We start from the raw sequence: 23,560 nt of genomic DNA on the forward strand, positions 1-23,560 counted from the left end.
TCTCTTTATATTCTATTATAAAATGATCTGACCGAAGGAGGAAATCCGTCTTGTTAAAAATTTTCACGACCCAGTTATCAGGTATTTTTTCACGTATTGGAGAAAAGCAGGCTGAAGCAATCGAAGATGGTGCACGCCTTCTTGCACAAGCCGTTGTCAGTGGACATGGTGTTTATTTTCACGGAAAGAATGAACTGGCTGCTGTAGCCTTAGAGGCAACTGAAAGCAAGGAGCCATTTCCAGGTTCGAAAGTACTGCCGCTTGATCAAACGGAGCGCAGCTTGCTTCATCCAAGCGATAGAGTGCTGCTATTTTATTCAGACCCAGAAGACGAGGAGATTCAATCTCTTGTAAAAGAGCTGCACGCGCAAGGGACGCCCGTTGTAGGTGTCGGGCCGGCACAAAAGGAGCCGTCTATGATTGAAGAGCATTGTGATGTCCATATTGATTTTCAGCTCAAAAAACCGCTTGTGCCTGCTGATGACGGAACAAGGTTCGGTTATCCTGCTTTAATGACATGCTTATACGTCTACCACGCTCTATCGTTTACGGTGAAAGAAATCGTTGAGGAATATGAATAAAAAAACTGCCGAGAAGATGATATTCTCGGCAGTTTTTTGTTTTATTTTGATTCAGATGCTTGCAGTGAAGCACCAACGAAATCTCTAAATAATGGCTGAGGTCTTGTCGGTCTTGAGACGAATTCTGGGTGGAATTGAGAAGCAAGGAACCAAGGATGATCCTTCAGCTCGATAATTTCAACAAGACGTCCGTCTGGGCTTGTACCAGAGAAGACAAATCCTGCAGCTTCCATTTGCTGTCTGAATTCATTATTAAACTCATAGCGATGGCGGTGGCGTTCGTAGACCACTTCATCGTTGTATGCAGCAAATGCTTTGGAGTCTTCATTTAATTTACATGGATAAAGACCAAGACGAAGTGTTCCGCCAAGATCATCTACATCCTTCTGTTCTGGAAGAAGGTCAATAATTGGGAATGCTGTTTCAGGATCAATTTCCGCTGAATGAGCTCCTTCAAGGCCTAGGACGCTTCGTGCATATTCGATTGACGCAACTTGCATTCCTAAGCAAATTCCGAAGAATGGCACTTTGTTTTCACGGGCATATTGTGTAGCAATGATTTTCCCTTCCACTCCGCGGTCTCCGAAGCCTCCAGGAACGATGATGCCATCGACATCTTGCGCGAAATCAGCCATATTTTCTGCTGTCACTTCTTCTGCATTGATCCATTTGATTTGAACGTCTGCATCAAATGCATAACCAGCATGGCGAAGTGATTCAACGACAGAAATGTATGCATCTTGCAATTCAACATATTTTCCTACTAGACCAATTGTGACTTGTTTTGAGAGGTTTTGCACTTTATCGACTAGCGCTGTCCACTCTGTCATGTCTGCATCTTGGCAATCAAGTTTCATATGTTCACATACAAGCTTGTCCAGTCCTTGTTTTTGTAAATCAAGCGGAATAGAGTACAGCGTGTCTGCATCCTGACATTCGATAACAGCTTTTGTATCAATATCACAGAATAACGCAATTTTGTCCTTCATGTCCTGGGTCATTGGCATTTCAGTTCTGACCACAATAACGTTTGGCTGAATACCAAGGCTGCGAAGTTCTTTTACACTATGCTGTGTTGGTTTTGTTTTCAGTTCACCTGCTGCTCGGATGTAAGGAACAAGGGTACAATGAATGTACATGACGTTTTCACGGCCAATGTCACTCTTCATTTGACGAATCGCTTCTAGGAATGGAAGGGATTCGATGTCTCCTACTGTTCCGCCGATTTCTGTGATGACCACATCTGCACCTGTTTCTTTTCCGGCACGGTACACGCGGTCTTTAATTTCATTTGTAATATGGGGAATAACCTGTACAGTTCCGCCTAAATAGTCGCCGCGGCGCTCTTTCTTCAGAACAGTAGAGTAGATTTTACCTGTTGTAACGTTGCTGTACTTATTTAAGTTAATATCAATGAAGCGCTCATAGTGACCTAAATCAAGGTCTGTTTCAGCACCGTCATCTGTGACGAAAACCTCACCGTGCTGATATGGACTCATCGTCCCTGGGTCTACGTTGATATATGGATCGAATTTTTGAATGGTGACATCCATCCCTCTATTTTTCAGAAGGCGGCCTAACGAGGCAGCCGTGATCCCTTTTCCAAGTGAGGAAACAACTCCTCCTGTTACAAAAATATACTTTGTCATTTCGTATGCTCCTCTCTTTTTTACCCTTGCATGTCTAGCCATGCACAGCTTCATCCTTTTTAGAGTGTATCCCTAAATCTCTTGAAAAATAAGAAAGCTCCCTTTCAAATAAATGAAAGGGAGCGTAAATGAACGTATCTTTACGTACTCTTTTTAGAGAGCCCAAAATACATACTACATAGTTCGCTCTCGAAAGTCAAGACGGTTTTGTCCTGTTTTGAGGACCGGTTTGTGAGGGTTATTTCTCTTCCTCATTATCGTCTAAATCGTCTTCGGCAATTTCTGTTAAGCCGTCATCATCTTCGTCATCATCTTCGTCGAAGTCTTCTATATCTTCCTCGATTTCCTCATCATCGTCTAGGTCGAGATCATCGTCGTCTTCAACAAGATCAAGTTCTTCTTCAAGCTCTTCGATTTCCTCTTCCTCTTCAATTTCATCGAAGTCTTCTTCAACGACAGCTGCTTTTGTTTTTTTCTTTTTCGCTTTTGTTTTCACAGCTGGCTGAACTTCTTCTTCGATTTGATCAACTGGATACCAGCTGCGAAGTCCCCATCTCTGATCACCTAACGAAATAAAGCGGCCATCTATATTTAAGTCTGTATAAAATTGAGCAAGGCGATCATCAAGATCAGATTTTTGTATTCCTTGTAAACGGACCATTTCATCTATTAACTCGGAAAACGTAATTGGTGTTTTGCTGTCTCTGAAAATTTCATAAGCAAGTTCAACTAAAGACATGTGCTTGAGCTGCTCCTGTGAGTATTCTTTCAAACTCAAGGTCAGACACTCCCTTTCTATTACATGTATGTATCCATTTATCAGTGAAATAATAAGTGTTTATCCCTTATTTTTACGACAAACCATACCTCTCATTATAAACAAATTAGGGGAGTTTATGCCACCTTTAATCATGTTAATTTTTGATTTTTTCTCAAGGGGAGCAACTAATGGTTCATCATTTAGGTGAAATAGGTCTAGCTTTTGTGTCCGGCATGCATTTTGTAAACCGTTTTATTTATTCCAAACGGAAAAATGGGAACAATCAGAGGCAGCAATGGTGAATGAATAAATTTTGGCTATCATTCGAACGAAGTGATTGTCCATTTTTTATAAAGCGTATAAAAAGGTACACGTCAACGGGTTCGGTTTACGTGTACTTATAATGAAATAAATTGTATAACACCTTTTTTCTCAAGTAACCTTGAATTCACTTTTATGTGAATACCGTTACTTCTTTTCGCAAGAGTTCATGCTCTATTATTATTCATTACAGTACAGCGACTATTTCTTTTCCTAAGGAAATGAAAGCATCTATAATAAATGGTGCCGCAAAGAGAATCGATGCTTTCCAGTTCGCTTTTTTGTATTGAAAAAAGAACAAGATCAACACTGCTCCTATGAGTGCCGTGAAAAGATACAGCCACAAGCTTTGTATTTGCAAGATCCCCATACATATGACATTAATAAACATAATGACAATCTTAGGAATTAGAGCATAAAACAAATGACCCTTAACCTCTGGAGCAAAGATGATTAATAGGAATTTTGCGATAAGATACTGAACTAATAGGCTGATGGTGGTTAGAATTGTTGTAATGACAACAATTAGATTCAGCATCGTTTCATAGGACATATCCTCTAACAAAGCTCTTAAATCATCTAGTTGCGAAATGTAGCCATTCAACTCAATAGCAAAAGTAACGAAATAATAATTGGCCATAATAAAAATGACCAATGATATCAATGATGTTATTCTTGGACGTTGTTCCATAATAGCCTCCCATCCCCTATACTCACAATGCTTGAATGATCGTTTAAGCGTTTATTCACCATGCTATGGGATACATATATGATGGTTGAAATTTTTTTAATAGAGAGATTCACTAGCCTCTCAGATAGCATCTCTATACTCTCTGAATCTAGAGATGACATGGTTTCATCAATTAGTATGGTTTCCCAATCCTTTACGAATAATAAAGATAATCCTACCTTCGCTTTCATACCCGTAGATGCTCTGCTATACGAACCATCTAGGTTACCATCGAAAAATTCATTCACTTTCCCCATTTGTTCTTCAGTCGGCACAATTTTAAACGTATTCCACAGAATCTCTAGATTTTCTCTAATTGTAAATGGGTGAATACCAATAGGATCCACATTTAAATAAAGAGTCGATTCTTTGTTTGCCTCAATATCTCCAGAGTATCTCTTATCTAAACCAGCTATCATTTTAAGGAGAGTGCTTTTACCTGCACCATTTCTCCCCACTAAATGAAAGAGACCTGTTGGAATTGAAAAATTCACTTTATCTAGTATGGTATTGTTTTTGAACTTCTTCGTACATTCTACAAATTCTAATCCCACTTGAATCCCCTTCTCTGTCTTATAGAGTCTTCAATAAAACCATCTATGATTGATCATGATAGAAAATAATAAAGAATCATACCCTTCAATAAAAGCAGCGATTATTAGGATGACTAACGATAGTAGATAATAAGGAATCATTTTTTTCATGACACCTAAAGCGGCTTTAATTGATTTCGTATAAATTAGTGTAAAAAGCACATACTGGCTTATTCCTTGATAAAACAACATATTTGGAAATTCTAATAGCCCATGAGGAATTAGTTTACCTAAAGCTTCTTGTGCTCCTAGCGTTCTAAAACCCATCGTAATGACGAAGGACGAACCTCCAAAATCCATTATTTGAAATAAAGGCGACAACAAGAACCCTAGTAAATACATTGCAAAGTTCGTTAAGTTATGTGTTAGGACTACAGACATAAATTCCTGGCCCGATGTTGGTGGTGCTGCTTCAAATAAATCTTTGTTGACGATATTCCCTAGATAAATCCCTGTACCTATCAGCAATATACAGTAGATAGCGTAATACCACAGAAAATATTTCAATCTTTTATGTATCATTTTCCTCCTCTTTTCATGAAGTAATCGTGAAAATTGTAATGCATATGAGTAATAAAATTGGCAAGGACAGCTTCAGTAACTTATGTTCATAATCGTTGATTAATAGTTCTGTTTTTCTGAAATATACGACCCCAATAAAGATGATTAAAGGCAGCGATAACGTATTTTTAAGAATAATTGAGATATCGGACGTGTTTATCATTACTCCGACTATTCCACACACACTGACAAAAATCAGTACGAGACATAGTAAATAAATCGTACTGGATTTAAACCTCTCGTATGGACTCACAATCAAAGAGGCTTGCAACGTCTCGATTCTTGCCCTATCAAGCACAATCTCTTCCTTCTTCGACCCTATTAAGATTTCTAAGATCGTAATAAAGTTGATATAGACTAAAATGAGCGCAGGCAGATTTTCTATTTTCGTTAAAAAGGATTGGGCGAAATAAGTAAGTACTGATACTAAGGCGCCTATTAAAATGATTAATATTTTATTACTAGTGATATAAGATAAAAATAAATACAGAATATTTCCAGACCTATATTGCTTATTCGCACTTTTTAGGAAGGAAAGTCCAGTTGTCAAAGGTATCCTATGAGAATTACTTATGTAAATGTAAATAAGAAGAAACTGTACTATTTGCAGTATCATCACTGCTTCAAAAACAGACGTTATGATATACCAAAATTGCAACAAAAGGAGTATTCTGTTGATGATATTGAATAGACCTGACAATAATTGAGATGCAAAAGAAAGCATCACGACAATAAATGCTAGTATCATAATGACATATTGATTTTCTACTAACAAAAAGGTTAAAGCAATGAAACAAGCCAAAAGTAATTGAACTGAATATCCTTTTTTAATCGTAAAGAATAAATGTTTCAACAACAATTGTTTGGAGACAAAGACCACGCCTGGCTGCTGTCTTCTATACGGTAATACACAACGATTAATATTGGCTGTAGCTACAATGTATATTGAAATAAAAACAAAGCTGTTTAGGTACGTGCCGGGAATCTCACCCCGATAGAAAATCAACGCTACCATTACAATGAAAGAAAAAAGAATCATCCCAATATAATTGAGGTACCCCATTATACTTTGATCATATATTTTAAATAGTTTATTAGTTTTATGCATAAGTCATTTTAAAAAGCAGCTGCTTTGGCTTTTCCTTGTTTTTTAATTACAAACAAAATAGCAGCAACTCCAGTACTAACACATAGATTGGCTACTGCCAAAGAACCATTTCCAACGATTAAAGATGCCATTGTAATAGCAAATAACAATAGTGAGAATAATCCAATATTTTTTGCTTTTAACATAAAATTTCCTCCTAATTAATGTTTTATTACAAGCCGCATGGGCATAAAACGTTAAATTAGTTTTTAAGACACTGTCTATAGAAAGTTGTTTCATCTGATATCAATACACTTTTTGAAAAAAAATCATCTCAATAAAGATTGAGATGATTTTTTTTTAGATTAAAAAGCAGCAGCTTTCGCTTTTCCTTCTTTTTTAAGAATAGCCAAGATAGCAGCAGCTACACCTGAACTAATTGTGCCTACGCCAGTGAAAACACCAACAATTGTAATGACAGTCGCTACTGAGGACCAAGTATCTAAGAAATTCACTACTGTTGCCGCAGTTGCAGTACTAACACCCAGATTTGCTGCAATCAAAGAACCATTACCAATCACTAAAGCTACTAATGTTACCGCAAGAAGTGACAGCGATAATAAAGCATAAAACTTAGAATCTGTTGCTTTCGTCATAATATGACCTCCTTCGATTATTTACTACTTCTTTAGTCTAGCAAGAAGTAAATGACATTTCAATATTTTTTTGGAAAATTTGTAATATTTATTTAATTAACGGTATTTGTAATCAGTTTTTATCAGGATTTACGTTCATTTTCCATTTTTACAGGGAACTTATGTAATAGCATAAAATGCTCTGATTCATTAAAATCTAGTCAGAATTTCTGATAAACACTATCAAAAAAGCAGGCAAGCTTTTATGATGAATTTTTTAAGAGATGCTCGTTTCCTGCTTGTAGTACTTCAATTATTACTGAGGTATTCATCAACAATCGGATATCATCTCGTTAAAAACAGAGCCCTAGATCAAAAATTCTCTGAATGATCATGTTATGGATGTGAAAAAAGAATGGATTTTATTTTGAATTCAAGAGAAATGATGGATGGAATGGGAAGTACAGTTATACACATTGACCCTAAGGAGAGAAGAACCGTATCCTGTATTAGGAAGCGATTCATTTTTGGAAATATTTCAGGTATCTTTATACATTTCAGTTCCTATCATAGCTTTTGAAAAATTGTAACATTTAGAAAATGTGATAAACATACTATTCTCTAAAACACAACATAAGTCCCTGCAAATCGGAGTCAAAAAAGGGGGGAATGGATTAAATTACCTAGTTAAATTGAATCAATTTCCTCAAATCCAAAAAAATCGAGACACTCAGATTTGAGTTGTCTCGACTTCGATTTGATATCAAAATAGATACCCATTATTCAAATCTTTGAACGTATGATGAAAAATAATGGCTGCTTTTTGCATGAATCGTCTGTATAGTCATTTCTTTATTTTCTTTAGATCCAGATATTTATGTAGGCAGAATCATAACCATCACGTTAGAAATGAAGATGAGCCCTGACATTTCTGCAAAGTTTAAACACATTGGTGAATGAGATGAACTTGTTATATAGTTCTCAAGCATTGAAATATGCTCTCATAACGATACACTTTTACAGTTTATTTTAAAGCTAGAGATTCTGAAGTAATGAGATGACTACTGCTAACGTCAATATGATGCCTGCAAGCATTAAAACAATTAATTTTCTACGGCTATTTTCTTTTTCGTTGTGATCTTTCTTTGAAGACTTCGAAAGTTCTGCGGAAACCATGATCCATATCACCAAAGTTACAATCGCTAAGATAGTAGTAGTTGTGGTCATAATAACCTCCCATATTTTTATTTTCTTAATTTTAACATAATGCTAATATAATATGGATCGATACTGGAAATCATCTTAAATTCAGGAAAACCTGACTATTACCTTGTATGTGGGTTATCGCTATATCATTCTTGAGGTCTAATTCTTTAGTAGGTATATTGCCAATTCACATGTACCAATACTCACTACTTCACCAGTTACAAATCGCTCATACGTTAAAACGGTTTCCTGTTGCCGACACTATCCTTTTACAATCCTAAAATAAAAAAAACTTTGGATGATGCTAATGATTAATGCTTCAAGAACCAAACCAAAACAGACCACCTCACATCAGGTGGTCTTTGCTTTGTTTCTACATATCTATCAGTTTGCGCGAGATGACTAGGCGCTGGATTTCCTGTGTGCCTTCATAAATTTGGGTGATTTTCGCATCACGCATGTATCGTTCGACTGGGTAATCCTTTGTATACCCGTAGCCGCCGAAGATTTGGACGGCTTCTGTTGTTACTTTCATGGCTGTATCTCCAGCAAAGAGCTTGGACATAGCTGATTCCTTTCCATACGGGAGCCCTTTCGTTTCGAGCCATGCTGCCTGATAAGTGAGCAGCCTGGATGCTTCAATTGCGGTTGCCATATCTGCGAGCTTAAAAGCAATTCCTTGCTGCTGAATGATTGGTTTGCCGAATTGCTTGCGCTCCTTCGCATAATCGACTGCCGCATCAAGAGCGCCTTGTGCAATCCCAACAGCCTGTGCAGCAATACCGTTTCTGCCGCCATCGAGGGTCATCATCGCTATTTTAAAACCTTCTCCTTCTTGTCCGAGCCGGTTCCTTTCATGTATCCGGCAATCTTCAAATCGAATTTCAGTCGTTGGCGATGAGCGAATGCCCAGTTTGCTTTCCTTTTTGCCAACAAAGAATCCCGGTGTCTCTTTTTCTACAATAAAGGCGGTCGTATTTCGAGATGCAGCTTCTTGGTCTGTCACAGCAAACACAATATAATAATCCGCAATACCTCCATTTGTAATAAAGATTTTCGCACCGTTCAGGACGTATTCACTGCCAGCCTTTACTGCCGTTGTCTTCATTCCGCCGGCATCTGAACCCGAACCGCTCTCAGTGAGTGCATATGCCCCTACCTTCTGTCCTTCTGCAAGTGGCTTTAAATAGGTTTCCTTTTGTTCATCTGTTCCGAAGGTATAGATGGGCCACGAGGCGAGAGAGGTGTGGGCGGAGAGGGTGACGCCTGTAGAGGCGCACACTCTTGAAAGCTCCTCCACTGCGATGACGTAGGCTAAATAATCACTACCGATTCCGCCTACCTCTTCCGGCCAAGGAATGCCCGTTAAACCGAGCTCCGCCATTTGGCGAAAAATAGCTGGATCATACGTTTCTGTCTCGTCCCGCTCTGCTGCTGTTGGCTCTACTTCATTTTTCGCAAAATCTCTCACCATTTTTTGAATCATTTCATGTTCATCACTTAATTGAAACTGCATCATGAGCCACCTCGTTTCATATTAGCTGTTTACAAATGACCAGCCTTTGAATTTCACTAGTTCCTTCATAGATTTCACAAACTTTCGCATCACGAAAGTAACGTTCTGCTTGATAGCGATTCGTATAACCGTCCATGCCGAGTAAATGGATCGCTTCTGTACTGATCTCAACCGCCGTTTTTGACGCAAATAGCTTTGCCATGGATGCTTCCTTTGTCACCGGACGATTCGCCTCTTTATAACAAGCCGCTTGATAGACTAATAGCTTGGCAGCTTCAAGCTTCGCCGCCAAATCACCCAGCCGAATGGTCGTTTCTAGACCTGCCGGGTGCTGCTTTAAATACGTCACTGCCTCCGTTAAAGCAGCTTCAGCTATACCGAGACTTTGAGCCGCGATACCGATTCTCCCCGCATTTAAACTAGACATGGCTATGTGAAAGCCCTCTCCTTCTGCACCGAGCAGCTGCTGTTTTGGAATCCGTACAGCATCAAAATGAAGCGTGACAGTTTTTGACCCGTGCAGTCCCATCTTTTTCTCATCTTTTCCGATCGTAAATCCTGGTGTACCTTTCTCAACAATGAATGCCGATATATTTTTTTTCGCAGAAGCAGGATCTGTCACGGCAAAGACAAGATACAGTTCTGCTTCCCCGCCGCTTGTGATAAACATTTTTGTACCATTTAACACATAATGGTCGTCTGCCCGCTTTGCCCTTAACTGAATACTGGAGGCATCTGAGCCTGCCTTCGGTTCAGTCAGGCAAAATGCTCCCAGTTTCTGCCCGGATGCAAGCAGCGGAACATAGGACTCTTTTTGCTCTTTCGTTCCAAAAGCCAAAATAGGCATCGTCACAACAGATGTATGAACGGACACAATGACACCGATGGTCGCACTCACTTTGGATAACTCATGGATAGTGATGATATACGTTGTAAAATCTGCTCCTAAGCCTTGATACGCAGCTGGTATTGGAATCCCCAGAAAGCCTTGTCGTCCCATTTCAGTTAAAAGTGCTCTTGGGAACTGACCTTGTTCCATGGCTTCCACTTCAGGGAATACACGCTGTCTTGCAAATTCTGCTGCCTGTTCTCTCCAGAGACGCTGTTGATCCGTAAGCAAAACATCCATCTTGACTCCCCCTATGAGTGGTCGTGGTATGTGTAAAAACCTCTCTTTGTCTTTTTGCCCAGCCAGCCTGCATTCACGTATTTTTTCAAAAGAGGACAAGGCCGATATTTGCTATCCCCAAGTCCCTCATGAAGGGTATTCATAATAAATAAACATGTATCTAGTCCGATGAAATCAGCGAGACGAAGCGGCCCCATTGGGTGATTCATTCCAAGCGTCATAACACCATCAATGCTTTCTGCATCTGCCACACCTTCATAAAGGGTGTAAATGGCTTCATTGATCATTGGCATCAATATGCGGTTTGATACAAACCCTGGGAAGTCTTCCACTTCAATTGGGGTTTTGTTTAAATTCTTTGCTGTTTCACAAACGATTTGATACGTGTCGTCACTCGTTTGCAGCGCTCGAATGACCTCAACGAGTTTCATAACAGGGACAGGATTCATAAAGTGCATGCCAATCACTTGCTCCGGTCTCCCCGTAACTGCTGCTAATTCTGTGATTGACAAGGAAGATGTGTTTGTTGCAAATATCGTTTTCGCCTCTGCAAATTGATCAAGTGTTTCAAAGATTTGTTTTTTTACACTCATTTGTTCAGATGCAGCTTCAATCACTAAGTGAGCCTGCTGCACGTCCTTTAAATCTGTAGATACAGCAAGCCGCTGCGTAATATCTCGGACTGCCTGATGGGCTAGCTTTCCTTTTTCTGCCCGTTTCGTCAGTTGTTTGGTCATGGAGGAAATGGCCCGATGAATCTGCTTTTCAGATGCATCATGCAGCAGGACTGTGTAGCCAGACTGAGCAAAAACTTGGGCAATGCCTGATCCCATTTGACCAGCTCCAACGACCATGACGGTTTCTTCTGTACTCATGACGATGAACGCCTCCCTTTTAATCTACCTTTATCATGATGGCATCTCCTTGACCGCCTCCACTGCAAATCGCCGCAATGCCAATACCGCCGCCTCTTTGTTTCAATGCATGAATCAAGGTCAATATGATACGTGTTCCGCTTGCCCCAATGGGATGACCAAGCGCCACTGCCCCACCGTTGATATTCATTTTGCGCCGGTCCAGTCCAATTATTTTTTCACATGCCAGCGCCACTGCTGAGAAGGCTTCATTGATTTCAAATAGATCGATATCCTCTAGACGCTTGCCTGTTTTTTGTAAAATTTTCTCGATAGCAAAGGCTGGTGTTTTCGGAAAATCCTTTGCCTCTACAGCTACCTGCGTATGACCAAGCACGACTGCCAATGGCTTGACGTCATGCTGCTCCGCATATGTGTCTTTCATTAAAAGAAGCGCACTTGCTCCATCATTGACACCTGGTGCATTCCCAGCAGTAATGGTACCCGTTTGATCAAACACAGGTATGAGTTTTGACAGCCGTTCATATGACGTATCACGCCGCGGAGATTCATCTTCTGTCATCAGCCGCTCTCCCGTTTTCGTCTTGACGGTAACGGGGGTGATTTCATGCTGGAAAAAGCCGTTTTTCTGCGCTTCGATCGCCCGTTCATGACTTCTTAATGCCCAAAGGTCTTGCTCTTCCCGCGTGATACCGAGCTCCTTCGCAGCCATGCTCCCATACTCACCCATATGAACGCCTGTAAATGAACAGGTTAATCCATCTAAAATCATCGCATCTTGTACCGCACCATCTCCCATTTTGTAGCCCCATCGCGCTTTTTTTAGCAAATAAGGGGCGTGTGACATGGATTCCATACCGCCCGCTACGATGACCTCAGCATCTCCAGCTCGGATGATTTGATCTGCTGTGCTCACACTGCGCATTCCTGATGCACAGACTTTATTGATGGTTTGCGTCGGAACGGACCACGGAAGATCAGCATGTCTTGCTGCTTGTCTTGAAGGAATCTGACCTTGTCCTCCCTGCAAAACACTTCCCATGATGACCTCATCCACATGATGTGAACCCGGCACTCTTTCAAGCGCAGCCTTGATTGCCACTCCGCCTAGTTCTGCGGCAGTCAGCCCACTGAAAGCACCGCCTAGTTTTCCAAATGGTGTTCTTGCTCCAGATACAATGACCGTCTTACTCATGTATGTCCCCTCCTGTTTGTTACCGCTTACATATTATCTAATCAACTGATGTACAGCGCCATGTATAAGCCGATGAACATTCTATTCATCGGCCTGTTTTGTTTACGAAACCTGCTTTCCAGCCTCGCCAAACACTGATTTTTCAAGAAGCTCTGCGACATCAAATGTACCTACCTGCTCCTCTACTTCCTTCGCCTTCGTCCCATCTCCCAGCATCGTTAAGCAATAAGGACATCCTGAGCTGATGATGGACGGCTGCACCTGTAACGCCTGCTCCGTTCGGGCAGTGTTAATTCTGGTACCTGTCTCTTCTTCCATCCACATTAAGCCCCCGCCTGCACCGCAGCACATGCCGGTTTCACGATGACGTTCCATTTCTTTCAGCGTCACACCAGGGATGGCTTTTAAAATGTCTCTCGGCGGATCATATACTTCGTTATATCTGCCTAGGTAGCAAGAGTCGTGGAAGGTGATGATCTCGTTCACTTCATGTACAGGCGTTAGTTTCCCTTCTTTCACTAGCTCTGCCAGTAATTCTGTATGATGATACACTTCTGCCTCAAGTCCGAAGTCTGGATACTCATTTTTAAACAAATTGTAGGCGTGCGGATCAATCGTGACGATCTTTGTGACATCGTTTTTCTGGAATTCTTCAATGTTTTTTGCAGCAAGCTCTTGGAATAAAAATTCGTTTCCAAGCCTTCTTGGTGTATCACCAGAGTTTTTCTCCTTATTGCCTAGGATGGCAAAGGAGACTCCTGCTTCGTTGAGAAGCTTTGCAAAGGCAAGCGCAATTTTTTGACTTCGATTGTCATATGCCCCCATTGAACCAACCCAGAATAAATATTCGAAGGTTTGGTCTGCTTTTTTCAGCTCTTTTACTGTCGGCACGTGCACATCTTCTCTCAGTTCACGCCAATTTTCTCTTTCTTTCCGGTTCAATCCCCACGGGTTCCCTTGGCGCTCTATACTTGTCATGGCACGCTGTGCATCTGCATCCATTTTCCCTTCAGTCAGCACAAGATATCTGCGCATATCAATAATTTTGTCGACGTGTTCATTCATGACAGGGCATTGGTCTTCACAGTTTCGGCACGTCGTACATGCCCAAATTTCTTCCTCTGTAATGACTTCACCAATAAGAGAAGGATGATACATCGAGCTGGCAGCCGATTCCTCTGCACCTGCTCCTCTCGCCTGAAGCGCCAGCTGATTTCCTGTTGTCTGCCTGAAGGCAAGCTGCGGAACCCAAGGCGTCTTCGATGTAATGGCGGCCCCTTTATTGGTTAAATGATCTCTTAGCCTTAAAATCAAATCCATAGGAGACAGCATTTTCCCTGTACCTGTGGCTGGGCACATATTTGTGCAGCGCCCGCATTCCACACAAGCGTAAAGGTCGATCAGCTGTGACTGACGAAAGTCTTCAATTTTCCCCACACCGAAGGTCTCTTGTGTCTCATCTTCAAAATCAATTTTTTGCAGCTTGCCTGGCGGGTCTAATCTGCTGGCAAATACGTTCACTGGTCCTGCAATGAGGTGAGCATGCTTTGACTGCGGGACATACACTAAGAATGTCAGCAAAATCAGAAGATGCACCCACCATGCGACATAAAAAACGACTGTTGCCGCAAGAGGTGAAATACCGCCCAGCAAGAAAGCAATACTGGATGCGATTGGCTCAGTTGGTGATAAAGAGTGTCCATGCCAGATGATATTCATCCCGTTCCCAAGTAAAACGGTCAGCATCAAGCCGCCAATAAATAAAAGCACTAGACCTGATTTAAAGCCACGCTTTAAACGGACAAGCTTCTCCACATACCTTCTATGGAACGCCCAAACAACGGCTACTAAAATGAGAAGTGTGACCACCTCTTGGAAAAAGGTAAAGACACCATAAAGCGGACCTAAAGGGAGTCCGCTATCTGGAACGAGTCCCTTCATAATAAAATCAAGGGCTCCGAACTGTACAAGGATAAATCCGTAGAAAAACAGCACATGAATGATGCCGCTCTTCTTGTCCTTTAACAGCTTCTTTTGGCCAAATACATTGACCCAAACACGCTCTAAGCGTTTTTTCATGTCTTGTTGAAACTCTTCTTTTTTACCAAGACGAATATAAGCTGCTCGTGTTCGAATGAGATAAATAAACAAATACACAGCGTAAGCGGTCACCGCCGCAAATGCAATCATGTTCATGATTAAAAGGCTATTCATCTTGCTCCCCCTTTCATTCCCCAAAACCTACTTTGTTCCGTTTCCATGTTGTACCTCTATCATAAATAATGAATGAGTGTTCAGTCAATATTTTTTACACGTTTGGGTACACTATTGAAATATGCAAAAAAGGAGGAAGATTCATGATCGCATTGATCATCCTACTCGTACTCATTGTCATCGTTTGTCTCATATTGTTAGACCTTTATATGGGAAATAAATATTTTTCTACCCGCGCTTTTGAACGATCTTTTGACCAAACAAGCGGTGATGCCGTCTTTTATCATGATGGCGAACCATTTTTTGATCAGCTGCTCGCGGATATTCAACAGGCCTCTTCTTCTATTCATATGATGTTCTTTATTGTAAAGAACGACAAGATTGGTCAAAGGGTCTTACAAGCACTGAAAGCCAAAGCGGAACAAGGGGTTTCAGTCTTTTTGCTGACCGATCGACTAGGGTCCTATCCGTTTGATCAAAATTCCATTGATATGCTGGAAAAAAGCGGCATCCAATTTTACTTTTTAAATAAGCCTCGTTTCCCTTTTTTGATTTATCGGTTAAACATGAGAAATCATCGTAAAATCACAGTGATTGATGGAAAGATTGGCTATATTGGCGGGTTTAATGTCGGTGATGAATATGTTGGGAAAAAGGGTCGGTTTGGCATTTGGAAGGATTATCATTTGCGCATGACGGGGCAAGTTGTCGCAGATCTTCAGCATGTGTTTTTGAATGATTTATACCGGACATCTGGCATTCATCAGCTGCAATATGAAGTTTTTCCTGCTTTGGAACCCGGTACACTACAATGCACAACACGTGCGACTGCTGGTTTTTCTTTAGAAGCTTTGTTCCTCAAAGATATTCAGCAGGCGAGGAAACAGATCATCATCTGTACACCTTACTTTATTCCATCTGCTCCTCTTCTGAGTGCATTGCTTGATGCACGAAAGCGAGGCGTCACGGTTGAAATCATCATCCCAATGAAAGCAGATCATCCACTTGTCAAAGAGGCTGGATTTCATTATTTGAAGGACCTCATTGCCTCTGGCTGCCTTGTTTATCGTTTTTATAAAGGATTTTATCATGCGAAAGCCATTCTAATTGACCAGAGACGCTGTATGATCAGTACGGCAAATTTTGATAAACGCAGCTTGTTTCTAAACGAGGAAGTTGATGTCGCCATTGACGATGTCGACTTTACTGCACACGTAGAGGAAAAAATCCGCGAGCACATAGAAGTGTCTGAGCTTATGACAGAAGAGAAATTGGCACAGCGTCCTCTTTTGTCTCGTCCGCTGGAATGGGCTGCCGCCATGTTTTCTTATTTTTTATAAAGGAGATCACCTATGCGTTATCGATTTGGTTATGTATCCAATGCCGTCACCTTGTGGGAGACTTCTCCTGCCAAGTCGCTGTCCTTTGCAAGATACAGCAAGCTCTCAAAGGAAGAAGGAAAAGAGGCGTTATTACGAACAACAAAGGCCAATCTCGTGAATACATTAAGAACGCTTTATTTCGCCATTGCTCATGATATCCCGCTTTACCGTTTTTCGAGTTCGATCGTCCCGCTTGCGACCCACCCCGAGGTACGCTGGGACTTTGTGACACCATTTCAAAAGGAGTTTCTTGAAATTGGCGAGTTGGTAAAACGGCATGGGCTTCGTGTGAGCTTTCACCCAAATCAATTCACCTTGTTTACTAGCCTTAAGCCTTCAATCACAGAAAATGCCGTGATCGATATGACGTACCATTATCAAATGCTTGAGGCGATGAAGCTCGAAAAGGAAGGCTATATGAACATTCATGTGGGCGGCGCATATGGTGATAAAGAATCAGCACTTCTCCGTTTTGATGAAAATATCAAACAGCTTCCGGCGCATATCAAGGCGAGGATGACGCTTGAGAATGATGACAAAACGTATACGTCGTTAGAAACGCTTGGTGTATGTGAAAAGCACGGTATTCCCTTTGTTTTTGATTACCATCATCACGTAGCCAATAAAGATGACGATGCCGCCCTTGAAGACATCCTGCCAAGAGTATTCGACACTTGGACGAGCACTGGCATTCCGCCTAAAATTCATTTATCCTCACCGAAATCAGAAAAAGCCATACGCAGTCATGCAGATGGTGTAGATATGTCCTTTGTCTTACCGCTTTTTCATGCATTAAAACCGTATGGGCGTAATGTAGATTTTATGATTGAGGCGAAGTTAAAGGATCAGGCCCTGCTCAAACTCGTCGAAGAACTGTCTGCGATAAGAGGCAACAAACGAACAGGCGGAGGAACCATTGAGTGGAAATCATAGAGAAAGGTTTATCTCTGTGCAAACAGGGGTAACAAAGCTATTGTGAGAAAGTAATCAACAGGAGGATATGAAGATGTCTCAGATCTATTCAATCCAAATCGCTGCGAAAGCATTGAATTTACATAAGCTTATTTCTCTTTATGAAAAATGCCACCAAGCTCAACATCGTCTATATGTGTATTCTAAAAAAACAATGTGTAACATCAAGAACATCGTAGAGCTTGAAACCTTCAGGCTCATTCATTTAGAATCTGACTACTTAATTGTCGTAGAGGGAAAAAAAGCACAAGACCTCTTGCAGCCATTTGAAAAAGAGAAGGTTTCTTAAAAAAGAGCAGCTGCTGGCTGCTCTTTTTGTTAGATCCACTCTTTCGTCAACCACACTTGTTTTGAAACTGCATCCATTTTCACTTGTGCACCGATCGGCATCGTGAGCATCGGGTGTGTATGAGCACAGTCAAAATCTGCGATAAGCGGTCTCTTTGTCTCTCCAAGCACCTCAAGTAAAATCTCGTAAGGTTCTTTGCCCGTTCCCTCATCATCAAACAGCTCATGTTTCCCCAATAGAATTCCTGATACCCGCTCAAACACTCCATTTACTTTCAATAAAGAGAAGTTTTTTTCTACAACTGAAGCAGTTTTCATGCAATCTTCAATGAGGAGAATGTCTCCTGTTTGGATTGCAGGCATGAATTCACTGCCCCATATGCCGTACATTGCATTCAGGTTCCCGCCGATTAACCTGCCTTCTGCCTGTCCTTCTAGGACGCACAGCCAATCATTCGGACGCTGCTTTTTATCACGCGTCTTTTCTTCCCAATTGATTCGTTCATCCGTCCAAAAAGGTGGTTTTTTAATCTGATAAGGAATGGGTTGAGGCTGCATCAGGATGTCTTCGAACGACTGATATGAATAAGCAACGAACGGTTCAAACTCGCCAAAGGACGGGACAAGCGCCGGTCCGTAGAATACAGGCAGTCCTGTTTTTTCGTAAGCGGCTAAAAGAATTGCTGTTGCATCTGAATAACCGATCATGATTTTCGGATGTTGATTCAGCAGCTCAAAATCGAGATAAGGCAGCAAACTATTTGAATTTGTCCCGCCAATCATTGACATGACGCACGCCAAGTCTTCTCGTGCCATTAGCTCATTCAACTCATTGGCTCGTTCTTGAATTGTACCTGAACGGTAGTGATCCTCTTTCCCTGTTAATGATCCTGGTACCACAATGAATCCTTTTTGCTCAAGCCACTTCTTCGCCCGCTCATACCTAAGTGGCGAGGTCGCTGATGCAGGACTTGAAGGTGAAAAAATACCGATCTTATCTCCCTTTTGTAATCGCCGAAGCCCCTTCATTCCATCAGATCCTTCCTACACGAGTTTTTTCTATCCTAACAAAAAAAGCCCTTGATCAAAAGGGCTTTCTCTTTAATGACCAAACTGCGCTTCATGCAGTCTGCTGTATACGCCGCCCATGTGAATTAAATCTTGGTGGCGGCCTTGTTCTTCAATGCCTTCCTCTGTCACGACAATGATACGGTCGGCGTGTTTAATTGTTGCAAGGCGGTGGGCGATGACGAGTGTTGTCCTGCCGACTGCCAGTTCACTCAGCGCATCCTGTATGGCTTTTTCTGTTTCTGTATCCAGTGCTGATGTGGCTTCATCTAGGATGAGTATAGAAGGGTTTTTCAGGAACATTCGTGCAATTGACAAGCGCTGCTTTTGACCGCCTGACAGTTTGACGCCGCGCTCACCTATCACCGTATTCAATCCTTCTGGGAAACGCTGGACAAGTTCCTCTAAATGCGCACGCCTGACAGCCTCCCAAACCTCTGCATCGCTGGCTTCTAGGTTGCCGTACGCAATGTTTTCACGAATGGTGCCTGAGAATAAAAAGACATCCTGCTGCACAATACCGATCTGCTGCCTTAAAGAAGACAATGTCATAGACTTTGTGCTTACACCGTCTATCGTGATCTCCCCTTCATCCACATCATAAAAACGAGGCAGCAGACTGCAAATCGTCGATTTCCCCGCTCCTGAAGGCCCGACAAACGCAACCGTTTCTCCTTGTTTGATCTTCAAATCGATATTCTTTAACACATGACTGTGTTCATCGTAGCCAAATGTTACGTTTCGATATTCAATCTCACCTTTCAATCCGTAAACATCACGTGCTTCCTCTGTATCCTTCACATCCGGCTCTGTTTCTAGCAAATCCACATAGCTTTTAAAGCCTGCAATGCCTTTTGGATACATTTCAATGACCGTGTTGATTTTATCAATTGGTCTAAATAAAACATTCGTAATCAGAACAAATGCGATAAAGCCACCTGCCGTTAATTGGCCTTGCAGGACAAACCATGTACCTGCGAGAAGGACAAACAGTGTCACAAGACGTGTCAGAATATAGCTGATCGATCCATTGACCGACATAATTTTATAGGAAAGAAGCTTCGCTTTCCGAAAACGGTTATTGTTTTCAGCAAAACGCTTTTTCTCAAAATGTTCATTGGCAAAGGCTTGAACAAGACGTATGCCGCCGATATTGTTTTCAACCCTTGCATGAAAGTCTCCAATGTCATTGTTGAGCTGTGTAATCGCCTTCGTCATCTTTTTATTAAAATGAAGGGCGAGCCAAATGATGACAGGCATGATGAGGAAGGTTAAAATAGCCAGCTGCCAGTTAATCATCAGCATGACTGCAAAGGCACCAAGAATCGTCATAATCGCTATAAACAAATCTTCAGGACCATGATGCGCCACCTCTCCAATGTACATGAGGTCGTTTGTCATCCGTGACATGAGCTTACCCGTTTTGTTGTTGTCAAAAAATTTAAAGGATAGGCGCTGAAAGTGATCAAACAGCTTTTTCCTCATATCTGTTTCAATATTGATGCCAAGCATGTGCCCCCAATATGACACAATAAATTGCATCACCGAGCTGAGGGCATAAATGACAAACAGCGCAAGTGCTGTCCAGACAATGACTGTCCAGTTCCCTGTTGGCAGCAGTGTATCAATAAAGTAGTTCACGATAAGCGGGAAACCCAATTCCATCAATCCAACGGCGACAGCACAAAAGAAATCTAAAAAGAACAGACCTCGATAAGGCCTGTAATAGGCGAAAAAGCGTTTTAGCATATGTAAAAGAACCTCATTTCCTCTATAATTGATAATCATTTTCAATTATAGAGGAAACCTCTTCAAAATACTAGATGAGGAAATGATTTCTTAGACTGGAAATCCTCATAGCACGCCAGAAAATAACCGAGCAAATGATTCCTTTAAGCGCTCTTTTAAGCCTCTTTTATAAAAATGAACAGGCCCCATTTGCTCACATTCTTTCATATCCTCTTCATAATGGGTCATTAGCTGCTCAATGGGCTTTTTCGCGGCCGTAAAGACATTGACCTCAAAATTGAGCTGAAAGCTTCTCATATCCACATTTGCGGTACCGACAGAGGCAAGTTCTCCATCTGCGATCATCACTTTTTGATGCATGAAGCCTTTTTGATAGTGATACACTTTGATGCCCTCTTTTAGGAGCTCAGAAAAATACGATCGTGTGGCGTATTGTGTGAGAAAGCCATCATTGATCTCCGGAACCATCACCCGGACATCCACCCCTCTTGTCGCAGCAATTTTCAACGCCGTACGTATGGATTCATTTGGGACAAAATAAGGTGTCGCAATCCAGACAAATTGTTTCGCATTTGAGATGAGTGCATCATATAAATCACTCATACTTTCTTTCATATCGGGTCCAGTTGGTACAACCTGAATGACATCCTCTCCCGTCACAGGATGCGGCATATGATATTTCGGATCATCAATTAATACTTCATCTGATACATACTCCCAGTCAAGCATAAAAACAGAGTGAAGGGTTTGGACAGCCTCACCCTTTAACATCGTATGCGTATCACGCCAAAACCCGATATTTTCATCACGTCCGACATATTCTTTTCCGACATTTAACCCTCCGACAAATCCAGTTTGCCCATCAATGATCACAATTTTTCGGTGATTACGGAAATTGAATTTTTGATTAAAGAAACCATATTTTAAAGGCAGAAAAGGAGCAACCTTGACACCCGCCTGCTTCAAGCGTTTAATATCTTTCCGAGAAAAGCGAATGCTGCCAGCCGCATCATAGATGAAGCGAACCTCTACCCCTTCTTTCACTTTTTCTATCAGAATCTCCATCATCCGGTGCCCGAGGAAATCTGATTTGAACATGTAGTATTCTATATGGATGAACGATTTTGCCTTTTTTAATTCTTCAAAAATACGAGGAAACGTCTCCTCCCCATTTTTTAAAATGTCCATGTCACTATTTGTGTTCACATGCATGCCTGTTGCTTTTTCTGTGTAATGAAAAAAAGTCCGCTGATTTTCGGTTAGACTTGATTCATCCGGCTTGCTCTCAAGCTCTGATATTCTGCGTAGTTTTTCACGGTTGTACATTCTCTTTGATTTGAATAAATGACCTTTCACATAGAGCTGTCCCGAGAACAAATAAAACATATAGCCAATGATCGGGAAAAAGATCAGCACATACATCCATAAAAGTGTGTGCTGTGATGTACGGTTCTCTAGCATGAGTGAGATGATACTAAATAAAATAATGGCGATATAAACTGCTGCGTACAGCTGAACACTCCACGCTGGCACCGGCCACCAATACACCACATATGCCCCGAATATCATAAAATATAAAAATAAAAATTCCAGTCTCCTCTTTTTCACATTCTCCGCCCTCATTCGTTTCTGTCTTTTCTCTTCCATACCCTTTGCACAGCTTGTATGAAACGCACGATCCATTCCTTTTTCCTAGCCTTTACAGACTTGCGCTATTTGATCCGATATAATGGAGAAATATGTGATGGAAAGGAAGATTTGTTTATGCATACACCCTCTCCTTTAAAAAAAGGCAGCCATCTTCGTGTCATTGCTCCAAGCCGAAGTGCCAGCATTTTATCAAAAGAAGGAATCGCTCAAGCAAAAAAGCGTTTAGAGATGTTAGGTTTCACTGTTTCCTTTGGACAGCACGCATTTGAATGTGATCTTCATTCCTCTTCATCTATTGAACACCGCTTGTCTGATTTGCATAAGGCGTTCACAGATGAAGAAGTCGACGGTATTTTGACTGCCATTGGAGGCTTCAATTGCAATGAACTTTTGCCTTACATTGATTACGACTTGATTCGTCAGCATCCTAAAGTTCTTTGCGGCTACAGTGATATTACCGCACTCGCAAGTGCTATTACTGCCAAATGTGAGATGGTGACATACTCTGGACCCCATTTCTCCAGCTTTCAAATGGACCAGGGACAAGAGGAGCAGACCGCTATGTTTCAAGCCTGCTTGATGAATGGCAGTGAGTGTTTTGATGTGACCCCTTCGACAAAGTGGAGTGATGATGCGTGGTATCTTGATCAAGCGAACAGACAGTTTCATCCGACGAAATGGGGAATATATCAGGAAGGAACAGCCGAAGGCACCTTGTATGGAGGGAACCTTTGTACACTGAACTTACTGCAAGGGACAACGTTTATGCCTCGCATCAAGGATGCCATTTTATTTGTGGAGGATGATGACTTGGTCTTTCCTGAAATGTTCGCCAGAGACCTTGCCTCGCTTTTGCAGCATGCCGAATCCATTAAAGGGTTGATCATCGGACGCTTTCAGAAGAAATCCAAGATGACAGAGGAACATTTAAAGTTCATTTTAGATAAACACCCAATGCTCAAACACATTCCCGTGATCTACGATGTCGATATCGGACATACGCAGCCCGTCTTCACCTTACCGATTGGCGGAAGCGTTCAGTTAGCGTGTGAAAATGGAGACGTGAAGCTGCGCATTCATTCATAACTAAAAAAGGCAAAAAAGCACCCGAATTGTGGTGCTTTTTTAAATGCCACCATCTTTTTTAAAATTTTTTAGAAAAAGTGATCCAATCCTCCATCCCCTTCGTTAAGTAGATGTAAAAAGAAAAGAGAGGAGGCAAAAACATGTTCTCTGATGTACTAAGCCAATTATTCGATTCTATCTCTAACATGATTAATACACTTGGATAATCCCATTAACGCACACATACTACATGCTTGCCGAAGGGAGGATACAAACTATGTTTTCTGATGTACTTAGCCAATTATTTGATTCTATTTCTAACATGATTAATACG

Annotated in this window: 21 protein-coding genes; 5 read left to right on the forward strand and 16 right to left on the reverse strand. The window is 41.4% G+C overall.

The genetic code is table 11. The features are described 5' to 3' along the window. Positions 1 to 50 precede the first annotated feature (50 nt). Positions 51 to 581 carry a DUF2529 domain-containing protein gene (locus MHI16_RS17165; protein WP_268466883.1) on the forward strand — a complete coding sequence of 177 codons (531 nt, stop codon included), beginning with the start codon at positions 51 to 53 and terminating at the stop codon, positions 579 to 581. Between the two features lie 41 nt (positions 582 to 622). On the opposite strand, the gene pyrG is transcribed toward MHI16_RS17165, so the two are convergent. The 13 genes from pyrG to MHI16_RS17230 all read right to left on the reverse strand — a co-directional run bounded on the left by pyrG (position 623) and on the right by MHI16_RS17230 (position 15,052). Next, complete coding sequence (gene pyrG / locus MHI16_RS17170) at positions 623 to 2,230, reverse strand: CTP synthase (glutamine hydrolyzing) (RefSeq protein ID WP_268466884.1); 1,608 nt, start codon at positions 2,228 to 2,230, stop codon at positions 623 to 625. 238 nt (positions 2,231 to 2,468) lie between these two features. After that, entirely contained in the window at positions 2,469 to 3,008 is a 540-nt protein-coding gene (rpoE, locus tag MHI16_RS17175; protein WP_144461647.1) for a DNA-directed RNA polymerase subunit delta, read from the reverse strand. A gap of 490 nt (positions 3,009 to 3,498) precedes the next feature. Further along, entirely contained in the window at positions 3,499 to 4,002 is a 504-nt protein-coding gene (locus tag MHI16_RS17180) for a hypothetical protein (RefSeq protein WP_058013462.1), read from the reverse strand. Then, positions 3,981 to 4,595 carry an ATP-binding cassette domain-containing protein gene (locus MHI16_RS17185; RefSeq protein ID WP_058013461.1) on the reverse strand — a complete coding sequence of 205 codons (615 nt, stop codon included), beginning with the start codon at positions 4,593 to 4,595 and terminating at the stop codon, positions 3,981 to 3,983. Before MHI16_RS17185 ends, MHI16_RS17180 begins: the two co-directional genes overlap by 22 nt. A 30-nt stretch (positions 4,596 to 4,625) precedes the next feature. After that, positions 4,626 to 5,156, reverse strand: a complete 531-nt coding sequence (locus tag MHI16_RS17190) for a stage II sporulation protein M (RefSeq protein WP_144461644.1) — start codon at positions 5,154 to 5,156, stop codon at positions 4,626 to 4,628. Between the two features lie 13 nt (positions 5,157 to 5,169). Next, the gene (locus MHI16_RS17195) at positions 5,170 to 5,745 is read right to left on the reverse strand and encodes a hypothetical protein (RefSeq protein ID WP_235567004.1); all 576 of its coding nucleotides are present in this window, start codon (positions 5,743 to 5,745) and stop codon (positions 5,170 to 5,172) included. 566 nt (positions 5,746 to 6,311) lie between these two features. Continuing rightward, positions 6,312 to 6,488, reverse strand: a complete 177-nt coding sequence (locus MHI16_RS17200; RefSeq protein ID WP_268466885.1) for a hypothetical protein — start codon at positions 6,486 to 6,488, stop codon at positions 6,312 to 6,314. Positions 6,489 to 6,647: 159 nt separating this feature from the next. Then, the gene (locus MHI16_RS17205; RefSeq protein ID WP_003214902.1) at positions 6,648 to 6,938 is read right to left on the reverse strand and encodes an uberolysin/carnocyclin family circular bacteriocin; all 291 of its coding nucleotides are present in this window, start codon (positions 6,936 to 6,938) and stop codon (positions 6,648 to 6,650) included. Between the two features lie 1,558 nt (positions 6,939 to 8,496). Further along, the gene (locus MHI16_RS17210) at positions 8,497 to 9,639 is read right to left on the reverse strand and encodes an acyl-CoA dehydrogenase (RefSeq protein ID WP_268466887.1); all 1,143 of its coding nucleotides are present in this window, start codon (positions 9,637 to 9,639) and stop codon (positions 8,497 to 8,499) included. Between the two features lie 16 nt (positions 9,640 to 9,655). Then, positions 9,656 to 10,768 (reverse strand): acyl-CoA dehydrogenase family protein, encoded by a 1,113-nt coding sequence (locus MHI16_RS17215; RefSeq protein ID WP_268466888.1) that lies wholly within the window; start codon positions 10,766 to 10,768, stop codon positions 9,656 to 9,658. 11 nt (positions 10,769 to 10,779) lie between these two features. Then, positions 10,780 to 11,643 carry a 3-hydroxybutyryl-CoA dehydrogenase gene (locus MHI16_RS17220; protein ID WP_061409875.1) on the reverse strand — a complete coding sequence of 288 codons (864 nt, stop codon included), beginning with the start codon at positions 11,641 to 11,643 and terminating at the stop codon, positions 10,780 to 10,782. Between the two features lie 19 nt (positions 11,644 to 11,662). After that, a complete protein-coding gene (locus tag MHI16_RS17225; protein WP_268466889.1) occupies positions 11,663 to 12,838 on the reverse strand; it encodes an acetyl-CoA C-acetyltransferase in 1,176 nt (391 codons plus the stop codon). A 102-nt stretch (positions 12,839 to 12,940) separates the two neighbouring features. Further along, positions 12,941 to 15,052, reverse strand: coding sequence for a heterodisulfide reductase-related iron-sulfur binding cluster (locus MHI16_RS17230; protein WP_058013453.1), 2,112 nt, complete (start codon positions 15,050 to 15,052; stop codon positions 12,941 to 12,943). A gap of 143 nt (positions 15,053 to 15,195) precedes the next feature. Here MHI16_RS17230 and cls (MHI16_RS17235) point away from each other — a divergent pair, with 143 nt between their 5' ends. From cls (MHI16_RS17235) to MHI16_RS17245, 3 genes are all read left to right on the forward strand, one after another. After that, positions 15,196 to 16,392 (forward strand): cardiolipin synthase, encoded by a 1,197-nt coding sequence (gene cls / locus MHI16_RS17235; protein WP_268466890.1) that lies wholly within the window; start codon positions 15,196 to 15,198, stop codon positions 16,390 to 16,392. Positions 16,393 to 16,404: 12 nt separating this feature from the next. Continuing rightward, a complete protein-coding gene (uvsE, locus tag MHI16_RS17240) occupies positions 16,405 to 17,367 on the forward strand; it encodes a UV DNA damage repair endonuclease UvsE (protein WP_061409883.1) in 963 nt (320 codons plus the stop codon). 73 nt (positions 17,368 to 17,440) lie between these two features. Further along, positions 17,441 to 17,695: a hypothetical protein gene (locus MHI16_RS17245; RefSeq protein WP_058013450.1), complete on the forward strand. Its 255-nt coding sequence runs from the start codon at positions 17,441 to 17,443 to the stop codon at positions 17,693 to 17,695. 29 nt (positions 17,696 to 17,724) lie between these two features. Here the strand turns inward: MHI16_RS17245 and MHI16_RS17250 are convergent, their stop codons facing one another. From MHI16_RS17250 to cls (MHI16_RS17260), 3 genes are all read right to left on the reverse strand, one after another. Continuing rightward, the gene (locus MHI16_RS17250; protein ID WP_058013449.1) at positions 17,725 to 18,723 is read right to left on the reverse strand and encodes a S66 peptidase family protein; all 999 of its coding nucleotides are present in this window, start codon (positions 18,721 to 18,723) and stop codon (positions 17,725 to 17,727) included. Positions 18,724 to 18,795: 72 nt separating this feature from the next. Further along, complete coding sequence (locus tag MHI16_RS17255; protein WP_058013879.1) at positions 18,796 to 20,511, reverse strand: ABC transporter ATP-binding protein; 1,716 nt, start codon at positions 20,509 to 20,511, stop codon at positions 18,796 to 18,798. A gap of 105 nt (positions 20,512 to 20,616) precedes the next feature. After that, entirely contained in the window at positions 20,617 to 22,119 is a 1,503-nt protein-coding gene (cls, locus tag MHI16_RS17260) for a cardiolipin synthase (protein WP_058013878.1), read from the reverse strand. Positions 22,120 to 22,275: 156 nt separating this feature from the next. On the opposite strand from cls (MHI16_RS17260), the gene MHI16_RS17265 reads away from it, so the two are divergent. Beyond that, positions 22,276 to 23,247: a S66 peptidase family protein gene (locus tag MHI16_RS17265; RefSeq protein WP_058013448.1), complete on the forward strand. Its 972-nt coding sequence runs from the start codon at positions 22,276 to 22,278 to the stop codon at positions 23,245 to 23,247. Positions 23,248 to 23,560: the final 313 nt, after the last annotated feature.

It is taken from the genome of Bacillus sp. FSL K6-0923 (assembly GCF_038630825.1).
GTDB lineage: Bacteria > Bacillota > Bacilli > Bacillales > Bacillaceae > Bacillus > Bacillus pumilus.